Annotated in this window: 3 protein-coding genes; all 3 read right to left on the reverse strand. The window is 72.6% G+C overall.

Annotated features, from left to right (window positions below; all coding sequences use genetic code 11):
* Nucleotides 1-10: 10 nt before the first annotated feature.
* Genes FFI97_RS03840 through FFI97_RS03850 form a run of 3 tightly spaced genes read right to left on the reverse strand, consistent with a single transcriptional unit; the run spans nt 11 to nt 18,249 of the window.
* Complete coding sequence (locus tag FFI97_RS03840) at nt 11-7,387, reverse strand: non-ribosomal peptide synthetase (RefSeq protein WP_260684890.1); 7,377 nt, start codon at nt 7,385-7,387, stop codon at nt 11-13.
* Nucleotides 7,388-15,151 (reverse strand): non-ribosomal peptide synthetase, encoded by a 7,764-nt coding sequence (locus FFI97_RS03845; protein WP_144004364.1) that lies wholly within the window; start codon nt 15,149-15,151, stop codon nt 7,388-7,390.
* A complete protein-coding gene (locus FFI97_RS03850; protein ID WP_139702914.1) occupies nt 15,148-18,249 on the reverse strand; it encodes a non-ribosomal peptide synthetase in 3,102 nt (1,033 codons plus the stop codon). The genes FFI97_RS03845 and FFI97_RS03850 overlap by 4 nt, the downstream gene beginning before the upstream one ends.

Below are 18,249 nucleotides of genomic sequence, written 5' to 3' on the forward strand. Positions count from 1 at the left end.
TGCCCGGGCGTCAGGCCGCAAGGGCTTCGGACTCGCCCAGTCGCTCGCCCAGTTGCGTCAACAACACCGGGCTGCGCAGGATCGCGTGGTGGTCCTCGTCGAGCGCCGCAGCGCTCGCGAGGTCCGGCCACCCCAGTTGCAGCGCGAGCGCGGCGCGGTCCGCCGCCGGGCGCCGCGCGATCCACCAGCACTCGGCGTGGCAACGCAGCGGCACGAGCGCCTCGGTCTCGATCGCCTTCAGCTGCTGGCTCACGAGGAAGATGCGGGCCAGCTCGTCGTCGGGCAGGTTCGCGTGCGCCGGCATCTCCAGCGCGTCGCCGCGGGCCTGCGCCTTCGCACGCGCCTGGGTGAGCAGCGCGGCCACCGTCGCCTCGTCGCAGACGAAGTCGTCGATGTCCAGCAGCCCGTCCAGGCGCGCCGCCGGCCAGGCCGAGGCGACGAAGTCGGCAAAGTCGCGGCGGCCGTCGTCGTCCACCGTCTGCAGGGGCGCGTCGGGCTCGGGCACGTAGGGATCGACCAGGCCGAGGAACGCCACGGCCTGCCCTTCTGCTTCGAGCCGCGCGGCCACGGCCGCCGCGAGCGCGCCGCCGAGCGACCAGCCCAGCAGGTGGTACGGCCCCTGCGGCTGCACGCCACGGAGCATGCGGGCGTAGTCGTCGGCCATGCGCGCCAGCGACACGTCGCGGTGCGCGGGGTCGGCAAGCATGCGGCACGGCAGGCCGTACACGGTGCGCACGCCCCGCAGGCGGCGCGCCAGCGGCGCGTAGTCGTACACCGTGCCCAGGGCGGCGTGCATGCAGAACAGCGGCGGCGCACCGGGCACCACGGCGTTCAGGGCCACCAGCGACGGCGCCTCGGCACGCCCGCCCAGCAGCCCCGCGATGGTCGGCGCGCGCAGGAAGTCGTGCAGCTTCAGGTCCAGCGCCGGCAGGCCCAGGCGCCGTGCCTGCGCCATCACCTTCAGGCTCAGCAGCGAATCGCCGCCGAGTTCGAAGAAGTTGTCGTCGCGGCCCACGCGTGCCACGCCCAGCACCTCGGACCAGATGCGCGCGAGCGCCTGCTCGGCGCTGCCGCGCGGCGCGTCGTAGCCGTCGCCGCTGGCGAACACCGGCGCCGGCAGCGCATGGCGATCGACCTTGCCGCTCATGTTGAGCGGCAGCGTGTCGAGCACGACGATGGCCGCCGGCACCATGTGCTCGGGCAGCAGCGCCGCGAGGCTGGTGCGCAGCCGCAAAGGCTCGATGCGCTCGCCCGCCAGCGGCGACACATACGCCACCAGCCGTGCGCCGCCCGCGCCCTGGCTGGCGACGACCACGGCCTCGCGCACCTGCGGCAGCGCCAGCAGCTGCGCCTCGATCTCTCCGAGTTCGATGCGAAAGCCGCGGATCTTCACCTGGTGGTCGATCCGCCCCAGGTAGGCCATCTGCCCGTCGGCCTCCCAGCGCACGAGGTCGCCCGTGCGGTAGAGCCGGCCGCCCGGCGCGCCGAAGGGGTCGGCCACGAAGCGTTCGGCGCTCAGGCCCGCGCGCTGCAGGTAGCCGCGCGCCAGACCGTCGCCGCCCAGGTACAGCTCGCCGGCCACGCCGGGCGGCACCTGGCTCATGGCGCCGTCGAGCACGTAGGCCGTGCGGTCGCCCACGAGGCGGCCGATGGGCATGTAGGCCGCGTCGAAGCCTTCGCCCGGCGCGGCCTTGGCGATCATCGGCGTGATCACCGTCTCGGTCGGCCCGTAGCCGTTGACGATGCGCGGCGGCTTCAGCACCGACTGCACCAGCGCGAAGCTGGTGCGCGGCATCGCCTCGCCGCCCACGGTGTAGGAACGGATCGGCAGCCGGCTAGCAGCCTCGCCCATCAGCTCGGCCATCTGGTGCAGGTAGCCGGGCGTGAAGCAGGCGATGGTGATGCCGTGGCGGGCAATTTCGGCGCAGGTTCGCTCCACCGGCCAGACCTCTTCGTCGCGCGGCATCAGTGCCGCGCCGAAGGCCAGCGGCACCCAGGTGCGCTCGTGCGCGCCGTCGAAGTTGATCGACGCGAACTGCAGCTCGCGGTCGTCCGGCGTCATGCCGTAGGCCTCGCCGATGGACTGCACATGCATGGCCAGCGGGCCGTGCGCCACGGCCACGCCCTTGGGCTTGCCGGTCGAGCCCGAGGTGTAGATCACGTAGGCCAGGTGGTCGCGGTGCACCGCCACGCCGGGGTCATGTGACGGGCCACTCGACAGGTCCAGCGTGTCGAGCGTCAGGGCCTTCACACCGGGCAGGCCGATACGGTCCAGCACGGCGGCATCGTCGGCCAGCAGCAGCGCGACGCCGCTGTCTTCCACCATGTAGGCCAGGCGCTGCGGCGGATACGCCGGGTCGAGCGGCACGTAGGCGCCGCCCGCTTTCAGGATCGCGAGCAGCGCCACGACCATGTCGGCCGAGCGCCGCACCGCAAGACCCACGCGCACTTCGGGCCGCACGCCCGCGCGCACGAGGTGGTGCGCCAGCCGGTTGGCGCGCGCCTCCAGCGCCGCGTAGCTCAGCGTGTGGTCGCCGAAGATCAGCGCCGTGGCCTCGGGCCGCAGCGCGGCCTGGCGTGCCACCAGCACATGCACCGGTGCGGTGTGCTGGTAAGCCGGCGTGTTCGCGCCCCAGGCCTGCAGGCGCTGCGCCTCGTCGGCCGTGTACAGGTCGAAGGCGACGACCGGGTGCATGGCCGCCTGCGCGAGGTCGTCGGCCACGCGGCGCACCGCATCGTGCATGTACTGGCACACGCGCGCGGCGCCGACTGCGGCATCGACCTGCGCGGTCAGCGCGAAGCCGTCGGCGCGTTCGTTCACCGACAGCGCGAAGGCGTAGTTCGAACGCTCCTGCGCGCCGAGCGTCTCGATGCCTTCCCAGCCGCCGGCACCGGCACCCGCCTCGGGCGCCTGCGCCACATAGCGGTAGTTCAGCAGCGTCGAGAACAGCGGCGTGCCCTTGGGCACCGCGCTGCAGCGCTGCGCGAGGGACAGGCTCGCATGCTCGTGGTGCAGCAGGCCGGCCAGCGCGGCGTGCGTCTGGCGCACGCAGGCCAGTGCATGGCTGCGGCCCAGCGTCACGCGCAGCGGCAGCGTGTTGATCATCATGCCGAGCGCGCGCCCCGCGCCCTCGCCGCCTGCGAGCCGGCCGAACAGCACGGTGCCGAACACCACGTCGTCCTTGCCCGTGGTCTTGGCCAGCACCAGCGCCCATGCCAAGTGGAACAGCGTGGCCGCGCTGACGCCGCTGCGCTGGGCCTGCGTGCGCACGGCCTGCACCAGCGCCGCATCGAGTTCGAGGTGCGCTTCTTCCACGGCCGTGCCGTCGCCGCGCGCATCGAACAGGTCGAAAGGCGCGGTCGGTTCGCGCACATCGCCGAGCATGCGGCGGAAGAACGTCTCCTGTTCGGCCACGTCGGCGCCGAGCCGCGCCTGCGCGACGAAGCTGCGGAATGGCACGGGTTCTGGCAGCGCGTCGGCGCGGCCCTGCAGCAGCAGCGTGATCTCCTCGACCAGCAGGTCGCGCGACACATGATCGAGCGCCAGGTGGTGGCTCGGCAGTTGCAGCAGCCAGCCGTGGCCCGCCGCGTCGTGCGCGGCGATGGCGCGCAGCATGGGCGCGCGGCGCACGTCGAGGCGGTAGTGGCCGGGGCGCACATGCGCTTCGAGCTGCGCGGCGACATCGCCTGCGGCGGCGTCGACCGGCAGCCATTCGATCTCGGCGGGCGCATGACGGTGCACCACCTGCACCGGCTCCGCGAGCCCTTCCCACAGCACCGCGGTGCGCAGCATGTCGTGACGCGCGATGACGCGGTTCAGGCAGTCCATGAACGCATGGAGCCGGGCCTCGCTGTCGAAACGCATCTGCAGCGACTGCACGTAGACGTCGCCCTCGGCCTGCATCAGGTGATGGAACAGCAGGCCGTCCTGCAGCGGCGCGAGCGGGTAGATGTCCTGGATGTTGGCCGCGCCGCCGGGCACAGCGGCCTCGATGCGGCGCAGCTGCGCGTCGTCGAGCGTCACCAGCGGCAGCATCTGCGGCGTGAGCCGCGTGCAGCCGTCGGGGATCGCGTTGTCGGGCACCACCAGCGCCGGGCGCGGCGCGGCACCGGCTTCCAGCGTGGCGCGCGCGAAGTCGGCGAAGCGCGGGTTCTGGAACAGCGTGCGCACCTGCGCACCGAAGCCCTGCCGGCGCAGCCGCTCGAGCAGTTGCATGGCCAGCAGCGAATGGCCGCCGAGTTCGAAGAAGTTGTCGTTGCGGCCCACGCGCGGCGCACCGAGCACCTCGGCCCACACGGCCGCCATCACCTCCTCGGCCGCACCCTGCGGCGCTTCCCAGGTGTCGGCTGCAGCGGCGAACACCGGCTCGGGCAGCGCGGCGCGGTCGACCTTGCCGTTGGCGTTGAGCGGCAGCGCCGCGAGCACGGTGATCGCCGACGGCACCATGTACTCGGGCAGCACCTGCGCCAGGCCGTCGCGCAACGTGAAGGCATCGACCTGGCGTTGCGCGTCGAGGCTCGACACGTAGGCCAGCAGCAACGCACCGCCTGCACGCTCGCGCGCGACCACCACGGCCTCGCGCACGCCGGGCTGCGCGCGCAGGCGCGCCTCGACCTCGCCGAGTTCGATGCGAAAACCCCGCACCTTCACCTGGTGATCGAGCCGCCCCAGGTATTCGAGCTGTCCGTCGGCGCGCCAGCGCACGAGGTCGCCGGTGCGGTACAGGCGCCCGCCCGCGGTGTCGAAGGGGTCGGCCACGAAGCGCTCGGCGCTCAGGCCGGCGCGGTTCAGGTAGCCGCGCGCCAGGCCCGCACCGCCGAGGTACAGCTCGCCGGCCATGCCGGGCGGCACCAGGTTCATGTCGGTGTCGAGCACCACGGCGCGGCGGTCGCCCACCGGCGCGCCGATGGGCAGGTAGGCGGCGTCGAAGGCGGTGCCGGCGTAGGCCTTGGCGATGGTCGGCGTTATCACCGTCTCGGTCGGGCCATAGCCGTTGATGAGGCGCGGCGGCTGCAAGGTCTGCATCACGCGCTCGCAGGCCACGCGGCCCATGGCCTCACCGCCGACGGTGTACGAGCGCAGCGTGGGCACGCGCCCGTCCTCGCCGAGTTCATCGGCCATCTGCTGCAGGTAGCCCGGCGTGAAGCAGGCGACGGTGATGCCGTGGCGGCGCATCTCTTCGCGGCTGCGGTGCACGGTCCACAGCTCCTGGCTGCGCGGCATCAGCGTGGCGCCGAAGGCCAGCGGCGTCCAGATGCGCTCGTGCGCGCCGTCGAAGTTGATCGATGCGAACTGCAGCTCGCGGTCTTCGGGCGTCATGCCGTAGGCGCGGCCGATGGTCTGGATGTGCATGCTCAGCGGGCCGTGCGCCACGGCCACGCCCTTGGGCTGGCCGGTGGAGCCCGAGGTGTAGATCACATAGGCCAGGTGCCCCGGATGCACCGCGACATCGGGTGCGTCTTCGGGCCCGCTGTCGAGCACGCCGCCATTGAGCAGCAGCGCGGGCAGCGCCTGCATCGACGCGCCCAGCCGCTCGCGCACGCGCGCCTGCGTGAGCAGCAGCCGTACGCCGCTGTCGGCCGCCATGAAGTCGAGCCGCTCGGGCGGGTAGTCGGGGTCGAGCGGCACATAGGCCGCGCCCGCCTTCAGCACGCCGAGCAGCGCCACCACCATCTCGGGCGAGCGCTCCACCGCGAGGCCGATGCGGTCCTCGGGCCGCACGCCCTGCGCGATGAGGGCATGCGCGAGCCGGTTGGCGCGCGCGTCGAAGTCGCGGAAGCGCATCGGCACGCCGTCGACGATCAGCGCCGTGGCCTCGGGCCGCAGCGCGGCCTGGCGCTCGACGAGGCGGTGCACGGGCACCTCGTCCCAGGCCGTGTCCTGGCCCTCGCCCCATTGGCGCAGTTGGGCATGCTCCTGCGGACCGAGCAGTGCCACCTCGCGCAACGTGCGCGACGGGTCGTCGGCCAGCTGGCGCAGTACCGCGACGTAGTGCGCGGCCATGCGCTCGATGGTCGCGGGCTCGAAGATCGCGCGGGCGTACGTGAAGCTCAGGCCGAGCGTGCCGTCGGCCTGCTCCAGCGTGTCGAGTGCGAGCTCGAAGGGCGCCGCCTGTTCGTCGAGTTCGCAGGGTTCGATGCGCAGCCCTTCGAGCCGGTCGAGCGCGCCCAGGTCCTGCTGCCGGTGGTTGAAGATCACCTGGAACAGCGGCGGGTGGCTCAGGCTGCGCTCGGGCTGCAGCGCCTCGACCAGCTGCTCGAACGGCAGGTCCTGGTGCGCCTGTGCGCCCAGCGCCGCCTCGCGCGCCTGTGCCAGCGCCTGGGCCAGTGTGGTGTGGCCGGCCAGCTCGGCGCGCAGCACCTGCGTGTTGACGAACAGGCCGAGGATGCCGGCCGTCTCGGGCCGGTCGCGGTTGGCCACGGGCACGCCGAGCCGGATGTCGCCCTGGCCCGTGTAGCGGTGCAGCAGCGCCTGGAAGCCGGCCAGCAGCACCATGAAGAGCGTCGCGCCTTCGGCGCTCGCGCGGCGGCGCAGCGCCTGCGTCAGTTCGCCCGGCAGGTCGAGCCGATGGCGCGCGGCGAGGTACGGCCCCTGCGGCGGACGCGCGCGGTCGGCAGGCAGTTGCAGCAGCGGCTGCTCGCCGCCCAGGCGTTCGGTCCAGTAGGCGAGTTGGCGTTCGCCCTCGCCTGCTTCGAGCCAGTGGCGCTGCCAGGCCGCGTAGTCGGCGTACTGCAGCGCGGGCGCGGCCGGCACGGCGGCGTCGTTCCCTTGACGGTGCGCCTGGTACAGCGCGCCGAAGTCGTCGACCAGAAGCTGCATCGACCAGCCGTCGGACACGATGTGGTGCATCACCAGCACCAGCAGGTGCGCGGTCTCGCCGGTGCGCAGCAGGCCCACGCGCAGCAGCGGGCCGCGCGCGAGGTCAAAGGGCGTGCGCACGAGGCGCGCGGCCTCGTCGCGCACCTGCGCGGGGTGGGCTCGCAGATCGGCTTCGCGCAGGTCGAGCACCGCCTCGGGCGACACGGTCTGCTGCGGCACGCCGTCGTCGCTCACGCCGAAGCGCGTGCGCAGCGACGGATGCCGCGCCACCAGCGCCTGCAGGCTCGCGCGCAGCGCCGCATGGTCGAGCGCGCCGTGCAGCGTGAGCGCGGCCGTGATGTGCTGCGCGGTGCTTTCGGGGTCCATCTGCCAGAGGAACCACTGGCGCGCCTGCGCGTACGAGGCGGGCCGCGGCGCACCGGGCACGGCGGCCGGGTCTGGCACGATCGGCAGGCGGCCGAAATCGATGCCCTGCGCACGCAACGCGGCGATGAATTCCTTCTGCCGCGCCGGCGGCAAACCCGCCAGCCGTTGGGCGATGGCCCTACTGCGTTCGCTACTGCTCACTCAACCCCCCAGACTTTCCAACAATGCATCCATGCGATCGAGATCGCTCTCGGCCTGCGCGGCCTGCTGCGCCTGCGCCGGCCCTTGCGCGTCGAGCGCCTGCGCGCACGCCGCCAGGTCGGGCAGTTCGAAGTAGCGCTGCAGCGGCAGGTCGATGCCCATCTGTGCCTTGACCTGCTGCCGCAGCTTGAGCACCGCGAGCGAATGCCCGCCGAGCTCGAAGAAGTTGTCGCCGCGCCCCACGCGCGACAGCCCCAGCACCTGCGCCCAGAGGCCAGCCAGCGCGGTTTCGGTGGCGCCCTGCGGCGGCACGTGGGCGCGCTCTTCCGCGGCCTCGGGCGGCGGCAGCGCCTGCCGGTCGACCTTGCCGTTGGCGTTCAGCGGCAGCCCCTGCGGCATCGCCACGATGACGCTCGGCACCATGTAGTCGGGCAACGCTGCCGCCAGCCCCGCACGCAGCGCCGCGGGGCGCAGCGGCTGGCCTTCGGCGCCGGCCGCATAGGCCACCAACCGCGCGCCACCTGGTCCTTCCTGCGCCAGCACCAGCGCTTGTCGCACGCCGGGCTGCGCGAGCAGCTGCGCCTCGACCTCGCCGAGTTCGATGCGGAAGCCCCGCACCTTCACCTGGTGGTCGAGCCGGCCGAGGTACTCGAGCTGGCCGTCATCGCGCCAGCGCACGAGGTCGCCGGTGCGGTAGAGCCGCCCGCCGTGCCCATCGAACGGATCGGCGACGAAGCGCTGCGCCGTCAGGCCGGCGCGGTGCAGGTAGCCGCGCGCCAGCACCTCGGCGCCGACGCACAGCTCGCCGGCCACGCCGACCGGCACGGGGTTCAGTTGCGCGTCGAGCACATGCAGGCGCGCGCTCGATGCGGGCGTGCCGATGGGCGGCAGGTCTTCATCGCCTGCGCCATCGAGCACGAACTCGCTCACCACATGCGTCTCGGTCGGCCCGTACTGGTTGATGAGCCGGCATTGCGATTCGCGCGCCAGCCACTCGGCCAGCGCGGGCGTGCGCTTGAGCTGCTCGCCCGCGGTGACGATCTGGCGCAGCGCCGGCAACCGCCGGCCCGAGGCCAGCGACTGTTCGGCGAAATGCTGCAGCACCGAGAAGGTCAGGAACATGCGCTCGACGCCTTCGCGGTGCACCAGGTCTTCCAGCGCATCGAGGTCGAGCCGCTGCGCGTCGGTGGTCTGCACGAGACAGCCGCCGCCGGCCAGCCCGCTGACCATTTCCTGGAACGTCACGTCGAAGCACGGCGACGCGAACAGCAACGTGCGGCTCGCACCCGGCAGGCGTTGCAGCTGCCACGCGATGAGGCGCGCCACCGCGTCGTGGCGCATCGCCACGCCCTTCGGGCGGCCGGTGGAGCCCGAGGTGTAGAGCACGTAGGCCAGCTGCTCGCCATGCACCGGCACCGCCGGATCGTGGTCGGGCCAGGCGGCCATGCCGTCGTCGGCCGCGTCGAGGTCGAAGGCCAGCCGCTGCACGCTCGCTGCGTGGGGCAGACGCGGCATCAGCGCGCGGCGCGTGAGCAGCAGCGAGGCGCCGCTGTCCTCGACCATGTAGGCCAGCCGCTCGGGCGGGAACGCCGGGTCGAGCGGCACGTACGCACCGCCGGCCTTGAGCACGGCGAGCAGGCCGACGACGGTTTCGGCCGAGCGATCGACCGCGATCGCAACCGGCATGTCGGGCCACACGCCCTGCGCGATCAGCCGGTGCGCCCAGCGGTTGGCGAGGCGATTGAGTGCGGCGTAGGTGAGGCGATGCTCGGCCGTGACGAGTGCCAGTGCATCGGGGTTCGCCTTCGCCCGTTGTTCGATGAGGTGGTGAACGGGCACGACCGCCTGCGGTACGAATGCACCGCGCGACCATGACGACAACCGCTCGCGCTCGGCCGCATCGGCCAACGTCAGCTGGCCCACGGCCTGCGCCGCATCGCCGGCGAGCGCCAGCAGCGCCGCGCGCAACTGGCCCACGAGCGCCGCGGCCTGCACTTCGTCGCACACGTCGAGCGCATGCACGAGGTCGATGTGCAGCGCCGCATCGTCGTGCACCATCAGCGTCAGAGGGTACGAGGTTTCTTCCTTCGTGCGCACCGCGCCGAAGCTCAGGCCGGCCGCAGCATCGCCACGCAAGGCCGCATCGACCGGGTAATTCTCGAACACCACCAGCGTGTCGAACAGCCCCTGCCCGCCCAACCCGGCCCAGGCCTGGATCTCGTGCAGCGGCGTGTGCTCGTGTTCGCGCGACGCGACCTGCGCCGCCTGCAGTTCGCGCAGCCAGTCGCCCACGGGCTGGCCGGGCCGCAGGCGTGCGACCACGGGCAGCGTGTTGATGAACAGGCCCAGCATGCGTTCGGCGCCCGGCATCTCGGCGCTGCGGCCGGCGACGGTGGCGCCGAACACGACGGTGCCGGTGCGCGTGCGCTGGCCCAGCAGCAGCGCCCAGGCGGCCTGCACGAAAGTGTTCAGCGTGACGTGCGCGGCGCGCGCGGCATCGCGCAGGCCGCGCGTGGCTTCGGGGTCGAAGGCCAGGCGCTGGCGGGCCTTGCCGGGGCGCGGTGCCACCGGCGGCACCAGCGCGGTCGCCAGGCGTGTCGGTTCTTCCACGCCGGCCAGCACGCGGCGCCAGTGCGCCTCGCCGGCCTGCGTATTGCGCGCCGCGAGCCACGCGATGTGGTCGTGGAAGCGTCCGGGTGCGGGCTCGCTCGCTTGCCCCGCGTAGCTGCGCAGCACTTCGGCCAGCAGCTGCGCCACGCTCCAGCCGTCAAGCAGCAGGTGGTGGTAGGTCCAGACGAGGTGATGGCGCTGCGCCTGCGCGCGGGCCAGCGCGATGCGCATGAGCGGCGGGCGCGCGAGGTCGAAGCCGCTCGCGCGCTGCGACGCGGCCAGCCGCGCCAGTGCAGCTGGCACATCGACGCTCTCGCGCAGGTCTTGCATCACCCACGGCATCTCGGCACCGCGCGCCACCCATTGCAACGGCGTGGCGCCGTCGGGCAGGAAGCCGCTGCGCAGGATCTCGTGGCGCGCCAGCACGCGCTGCCATGCGGCGCGGAAGCGTTCGGCATCAAGGCCGTCGATGTCCATGCACAGCTGGTTGACGTAGGCCTCGCCCTGTGCATCGACCAGGCTGTGGAACAGCATGCCGGACTGCATCGGCGACAGCGGATAGAGGTCTTCGAGCTGTGCGACGGGCAGCGGCAGCGCGTCGAGCTGCGCGGCGTCGAGCCCGGCCAGCGGGAAGTCCGACGGCGTGACGCCGGAAGCGCCCGAGGTGCAGTGCGCGATCAGCGCTTCGAGCTCGTCGCCGAAGCGGTTCACCCAGCCCTGCACATCCTCTTGCGCATGCCGCGCCGCGCTGAAGTCCACCGTCAGCTGCAGCGCACCGTCGCGCACCTGTGCGTTGACGCTGAATTCGTGCAGCAGCGGCGCGCTCGCCGCGACCAGTTCGCCCGCGTCTTCAGGTGCAAGCGACCATGCGGCCTCGGCCGCACTGTCGACCTGCCCCAGGTAGTTGAAGACCAGCTGCGGACGCGGCAATGCGCGCAGCGTCTGCTGCTGTGCGTCCGTGCCCAGGTGCCTCAGCACGCCATGGCCGAGCCCGCGTTGCGGCACGCGGCGCAGGTCTTCCTTCACGCGCTTGATCGCATCACCCCACGCGCCCAGCGGATCGATCCGCACGGGGAACAGGCTGGTGAACCACCCCGTGGTGCGCGACAGGTCGAGCGCCTTCTGCGCGGGGAGGATGTCTTCACGGCCGTGCCCTTCGAGCAGGATCGCGAGCTGCGCATGCCCGCTCCATCCGCACAGCGCGCGCCCGAGCGCGGTGAGCAGCAGGTCGTTGACCTGCGTGCGGTAGGCGGCCGGTGCCGTCTTGAGCAGCGCCTGCGTGCGCGCGCGGTCGAGCTGCCACGCGATGCTGGCGCGGCGCGCCACGGTGTTCACGCCCTCGGGCCGCGCGCAGGGCAACGCCACCGGCACGTCGGCGAAAGCCTGCCAGTGCGCGAGTTCGCCCTCCATCGTGACAGCCTGCGCCTGCAACGCGCGCGCCCAGGCCTGCAGGCTGGCGCTCTTCGGCGGCAGCGCGACCGGTTGGCCGTCGCGGCACTGCGCGTACGCGGTGGCCAGGTCGTCGAGCACGATGCGCCACGACACGCCATCGACCACGAGGTGGTGCGCCGCCAGCAGCAGGCGGCAGTCGCCGCCGGGCAGGTGGATGAGCAGCGGACGCAGCAGCGGCCCGTGTGCGAGGTCGAGGCTGCGCTGCGCCTCGTCGCACAGCGCGGCGATCTGCGCGGGGTTCGCTGCATCGCGCACCCAGAGCCATTCCTCGCGCCAGCGCGCCGGCAGTTCCTCGTAGGTCTGTCGCCAACGCCCATCGGTCGTTCGATGGAAGCGCAGGCGGAAGGCATCGTGGTGCTGCACCACGGCGGCCAGCGCTGCTTCGAGCGCGGGCACCGCCAACGGCTCGCGGCTTTGCAACAGCAGCGACTGGTTCCAGTGGTGGCGCTCGGGCATGTCGGCCTCGAAGAACGCGGCCTGGAACGGCAGCAGCGGCACCTCGCCTTCGGCTGCGGTCTGCTGGGCCTGCACCGCCGCGCCCACGGGCTCGGCCACGGCCGCCTGCCCGGCGACGGTCTGGCGCTCGAACATCTGGCGCGGCGTGAGCTTCCAGCCCGCCGTGCGCAGCCGCGACACGATCTGCAGGCTCAGGATCGAATCGCCGCCGAGTTCGAAGAAGTTGTCCTGCCGACCCACGCGCGGAAGGCCGAGCACCTCGGCCCAGACCGTGGCGAGCGCCTGTTCGACCACGCCCTCGGGCGCTTCGTAGGCCTGCGCCCCGCTGCATTCGGGCTTGGGCAGCGACTTGCGGTCGATCTTCCCGTTGGCGTTGAGCGGCAGGGCCGGCAGCACGCACAGCAGCGACGGCACCATGTACTCGGGCAGCACCTCGGCCAGCCGCGCCTTGAGCGCGGCCGCATCCACCGCCGCACCGGGCTGCGGCGACACGTAGCCGACCAGTCGCGTGCCGCCCGGGCCTTCGTCGGCCACCACCACGGCCTCGCGCACCTGCGGCTGCGCCAGCAGCTGCGCTTCGATCTCGCCGAGTTCGATGCGGAAGCCCCGCACCTTCACCTGGTGGTCGATGCGGCCCAGGTAGGCCAGCTGGCCGTCGTCGCGCCAGCGCACGAGGTCGCCCGTGCGGTACAGGCGCTCGCCGCTGTCGCTGAACGGGTCGGCGACGAAGCGCTCGGCCGTGAGGCCCAGCCGGTGCAGATAGCCGCGCGCCAGGCCGATGCCGCCCAGGTACAGCTCGCCGCCCACGCCCGGCGGCACGGGGTTCAGGCCCGCGTCGAGCACATAGGTCCTGCAGCCCGCGATGGGGCGGCCGATGGCGACGTGGTTCAGCCCGTCGGCGCGGCAGGTCCAGTGCGTCACGTCGATGGCCGCCTCGGTCGGGCCGTAGAGGTTGTACAGCCCCGCGCCCGGCAGGCGCTCGAACACCTTCGCCTGCGCCTCGGCGGGCAGCGCCTCGCCGCTGCAGACGATGCGCCGCAGGCTGGTGCAGGCCTCGATGCCGTCGTGCGCCAGGAAGGCCTGCAGCATCGAGGGCACGAAATGCAGCGTGGTCACGCCGTGCGTGCGGATCAACTCGACCAGGCGTGCCGGTTCGCGATGGTCGCCAGGCGCAGCGACGACGAGGCGCGCGCCCTGCATCAGCGGCCAGAAGAACTCCCACACCGACACGTCGAAGCCGAACGGCGTCTTCTGCAGCACGGTGTCGCCATGGCTCAACGCGTAGGCGTCCTGCATCCAGGTCAGGCGGTTGTAGAGCGCGTTGTGACGGTTGGCCGCGCCCTTGGGGCGGCCCGTGGAGCCGGAGGTGAAGATCACGTAGGCGAGGTTCTCGCCACGCAGCGCGACCTGCGGGCAGGCGGTGGATTCGGCCGACAGGTCGAGCGCATCCAATGCCAGCAACTGCACGTGCGCCGCCGCCGGCAGCGCCTCGCGCAGGTGCGACTGCGTGAGCAGCAGCGTCACCCCACTGTCTTCCAGCATGTAGGCGATGCGTTCGCGCGGCAGCTCGGGGTCGATGGGCACATAGGCGCCACCGGCCTTCAGGATCGCCAGCAGCCCCACGACCATCTCGAGGCTGCGCTCGGCAGCAATGCCCACGGGCATGTCGGGCCGTACACCGAGGCCGATCAAACGATGCGCGAGCGCGTTGGCGCGCACGTCGAGTTCGCCATAGCGCAGCACCGTGTCGCCAAACACCAGCGCCACCGACTCCGGCTGCTGACGTGCCTGCGCTTCGATCAGCTGGTGCACGGGCTGTGTGTACGGGCGGTGCGGCAGGTTCTCGCTCCAGCCGCGCAGCCGCGCTTCGTCGTCCGCATCGGTGAGCACGAGGTTCGCGAGCACGCGGTCGGGGTCGTCCGACATCGCCTGCAGCACGCGCTGGTAGGCGCGCACCATGCGCTGCGCGGTCGTGGCGTCGAACAGGTCGGTGTTGTATTCGAGCCGGCCGCGCACGCCGTGCGGCTCGATGTAGAAGTCCAGCGACAGGTCGAACTTGGCGCCCGCGTCGTCGAACTCTTGCAGCTCGGCGCGCACGCCGGCGAAGTCAAGCGCCACGGCCTCGCCGGCCATCTGCACGCCGAACATGGCCTGGAACAGCGGGCTGCGCGCGGGGTCGCGGCGGTCCTTGCGGCTGGCCAGCAGCACCTCGAACGGCAGGTCGGCATGGTCGAGCGCTGCCAGCGCGTCGGCGCGCACCTGCCGGCACAGCTCGCGCAGCGTGCGCCGGGGCGCGAGCCGCGCGCGGAACACCTGGGTCGTGATGAAGAAGCCCAGCAGGTCCTGCACCTCCTCGCGGTGACGGCCTGCGTTGGGCACGCCGATGGCGAAGTCGTCCTGCCCGCTGCAGCGCGACAGCAGCACCTGCCAGGCCGCGAGCAGCACGACGAACGGCGTGCAGCGTTCGGCGCGGCAAAAGGCCTGCAGCGCCGCCGCGAGGGCCGGCGGCAGCTCGAAGCCGAGCGCGGTGCCGGCGAAGGTCTGCTGCGCGGGGCGCGCGCGGTCGGTCGGCAGATCGAGCGAGGGCACCTCGTCGCCGAGGTGGCGGTTCCAGTGCGCGAGCTGCGGCGCGAGCGCCCCGCCCTGCACGCGGGCACGCTGCCACACGGCAAAGTCGGCGTACTGCACGGGCAGCGGCGGCAGCTGCACCGGGCCCTGGCTGCGCAGCGCCAGCGCGTAGGCCGCGCCGAGGTCGCGCGCCAGGATCGGGTTCGACCAGGCATCGGAGACGATGTGGTGCAGGCAGACGGTCAGCACATGCCGGTCGTCGGCGAGCTTCGCAAGCCGTGCAATCAGTGCAGGCGCACGGCCCAGGTCGAACACATGCGTCGCGGTGCGGCGCACGAGTGCATCAACCGCGGCCTGCTGCGCTTCGGCGCCCTGGTCCGAGAGGTCGATGCGCTCCAGCGCGAACGGCACCTCGGCCTGCACCACCTGCATCGGCACGCCGTCGTGCTCGACGAAGTGCGTGCGCAGGATCGCGTGGCGCGCAATGACCGCCTGGAACGCGCGTTCCAGCGCATCGGCGTCGAGCGCACCGGTCAGCCGGAACACGCGCGGCAGGTTGTAGGCCGTGAGCCCGGGCTCGAGCTTCTGCAGGAAGCACAGCTGCTCCTGCGCATACGACAGCGGCACCGCCTGGCCGTCGTGCACGGTGCGGGCGATCTCGTCCATGGCGATGCTCATGCGGCCTCGCCCACGGATTCGTCGGCCAGGTCACGCTGCCGGTGCGTCTGCGCCAGCTGTTCGAGCGCGATGGCATCGGCGCTGGCCTCGCGCAGCACGGCGGCGAGCGCCGCGGGCGTCGGGTGATCGAACACCACGCCGGCCGCCACCTCGACCTGCAGCAGCTTGCGAATGCGCGCCACCAGCTTGATGACCTGCAGCGAGTGGCCGCCGAGTTCGAAGAAGTCGTCTTCCACGCCCACCGGGCCGCTGCCCAGCAGCGTGGCCATGCCGTGGGCGAGCAGCGCTTCGAGCGCGTCGCGCGGGGCCTTCACTGCACGCTGCGGCGCTTCGGCCGGGGCCGAGGCCGAGGCCGCCAGCGCGAGCCGGTCGATCTTGCCGTTCGGCAGGCGCGCGAAGGCGCTCACGGCCGTGCAGCTCGCGGGCACCATGTGCGCCGGCAGCAACGCGGCCAGTTGTTCGCGCAGCGCGCGGCCGTCGGTCGCCTCGCTGTCGCCGACAAAGAAGGCGGCGAGCGTGGTCGCGCCGGCTGCATCGGGCACGGCGAGCACGACCGCCTGGCGCACACCGGGACGCGCCAGCAGCGCCGCCTCGACCTCGGCCGGCTCGACGCGGTAACCGTGGATCTTCACCTGGTGATCGACGCGCCCCGCCAGGCGCAGGCCGCCTTCGGGCAGCACCCACGCGAGGTCGCCCGTGCGGTAGAGGCGCTCGCCGGCGCAGAACGGGTCGGCGACGAACACGTCAGCGTTCGCGCGGTTCAGGTAGCCACGGCACAGCTGCGCACCACCGATGCAGACCTCGCCCAGCCCACCGGCCGGCACGAGGCCGCGCGACGCATCGAGCACGCGCACGCGGTTGTTCGCGAGCACGCGCGTCAGCGGCAGCTGCTCGGGCACCGGCGCGCCGGGTTCGACGGCATGCACCATGACGCCGACCGTGGCCTCGGTCGGCCCGTAGTGGTTGTAGATGGCGCACTGCGGCGCCAGCCGCGCGATGCGTTCGACCAGCGCGCGCGGCGCGGCCTCGCCGCCGAGCACCAGCGTGCGCGGCAGGCAGGGCGCGGCGCTTTCGAGCAGCGCTTCGAGGTGCGAGGGCACGATCTTCAGCGCGTCGATGGCGCGCGTGCGCATGAAGCGCGCGAAAGCCTCGGCGTCTTTTGCCTCGTGCGGCGCGGCCACGACGAGGCAGGCGCCGTTGTAGAACGCGCCGAACAGCGCGGTGTTGCCCAGGTCGGCCGCGACAGAGCTGGTGAGCGCCCAGCAGCGGCAGGTGTCGAGCTGCATCGCGGCCGAGGCGGCTGCCACGTAGTTCTGCAGCTGGCCCTGCTCGACGGCCACGCCCTTGGGCGTGCCGGTGGAGCCGGAGGTGTAGAGCACGTAGGCGAGGTCGCTCGGTGCGGCGATGTGCGATGCCACTTCCGCCTCGGGCAACGTGACTGCATCGGGCAGCGCCGCATCGATGGTGAACACCGGCTTCGCATCGGCCAGCACCGCCGCACGGCGCGCCTCGGGCCAGTCGGGGTCGAGCGGCAGGTAGGCGGCGCCCGCGCGCCAGACGGCGAGGATCGCCACCGGCAGGTCGAGCGCGCGCGGCAGGTTCAGCGCGACGATGGCGCCGGGCGTCACGCCCTGCCCTTGCAGCCAGCGGGCGACGCGGGCGGTGCGCTGGTCGAGTTCGCGGTAGCTCAGGCGCTGCTCGCCCGCTTCGAGCGCGGGCGCGTCGGGCGTCTCGACGGCCCAGTGGGCGATGCGCTGCGTGACGGTCTGCGTGCCGACATCGGCCACGGCCTCCTGCGACTGCAGCAGCAATTCGCGTTCGCGCGGGCCGACCAGCGGCAGCGCGCCGAGCGCGGTGTCGGGGCGTTCGACCACGGCGTCCAGCAGGCAGAGGTATTGCATCAGCAGGCGCTGCGCCGCCACCTCGCTGTGGCGCGCCGCATCGGCATGCACCGAGAGCGCGGCACCGTCGGCGTCCCATGCGACCTGCAGGGCGAGTTCGAAATTCAGCAGCGGCCCCGGCAACGCCGCCAGCTGCCATTGCAGATCGACGCCATGACGGCGCGGCCGGTCGTGGCACGCGAAGCCGACCGCGAGGTGCGCGGCGATGGGCGGAGCCTCGACGGCCCAGTACTCCTGCGCCTCGACATGCGCGGCCAGCGTGCCGTCGACGTTGTCGAACCAGTCGGCAAAGCGCGTCTCGGGCGCGGTCTCGACGATGAGCGGCAGCACCTTGTCGAACACGCCGACCGCCCCCTGCATCGGCGGGTAGTCGCGGCGGCAGTCGTGCTGCCAGCCGGCGATGAAACGGCCCGTGCCGTCCAGGCGCGCGAGCAGCAGCCACCAGACGGCTTGCAGCAGCGCGTCGGGCTGTGCGCCCAGTGTGTCGGCGCAGGCGGCGATGCGACTCAGAAAAGTGGCGTCGACGGATTCGTCGGCACGCACGCGCGCAGTCTGCTGGGAGGCAGCAGCTTGCCGACCGACGAGGCGCGGCGGCGTGAGCGCGGCGGCCTGCGCGAGGTAGCGCTGCCAGTAGGCGCGGCCCTCGGCGGCGTCTTCGCCGTCGAGCAGGTCCTGGCGCCAGGTCACGAAGCGCGCATACGGGAACACCTCGGCGGCATCGAAAGCGTGTTCGTCCGCGAAGGCCGTGGCGATCTGGTCGAACAAGTGCTGCAGGCTGCCCCGGTCGCCGACCCAGGCATGCACGGAAAGCGCCAGTGTGTGACGTGCCTCCCCAGTGCGTGCGAGCCCGGCACGGACCATCTCGCCGCGCGCGATGTCCAGCGGCGCGGCCTGCAGGCTCGCCAGCCAGTCGGCCAGTGCGGCCTCGGGCGCATCACGCAGGTCCGTGTCCGCCCAAGCCAGCGGCGTCATCCCGTCGGTGTACTGCTGGCGCAGCCCCCGGTAGCCCGGCACCGCGCGGATGGCACTGCACAGGGCGCCGTGCGCGCCCAGCACGCGCGCCACCACGTCGCGCAGGCGCGCAGCGTCGAGCCCGCCCTCGATGTCGGCACGCAGCAGCAGGCGCGGCGCATTGGCCGGCACGGCGCGTTGTTCGGGGCTCAGCGGGAAGGTCGTGTCGTCGAAGGGGTCGGTCAT

The organism is Variovorax sp. KBS0712 (assembly GCF_006323185.2).
Taxonomy (GTDB): domain Bacteria; phylum Pseudomonadota; class Gammaproteobacteria; order Burkholderiales; family Burkholderiaceae_C; genus Variovorax; species Variovorax boronicumulans.

Coding starts and splice junctions, on each gene's coding strand:
- FFI97_RS03850 (WP_139702914.1), bottom strand. CDS start 18,249: ATGACCGACCCCTTCGACGACACGACCTTCCCGCTGAGCCCCGAACAA.
- FFI97_RS03845 (WP_144004364.1), bottom strand. CDS start 15,151: ATGAGCATCGCCATGGACGAGATCGCCCGCACCGTGCACGACGGCCAG.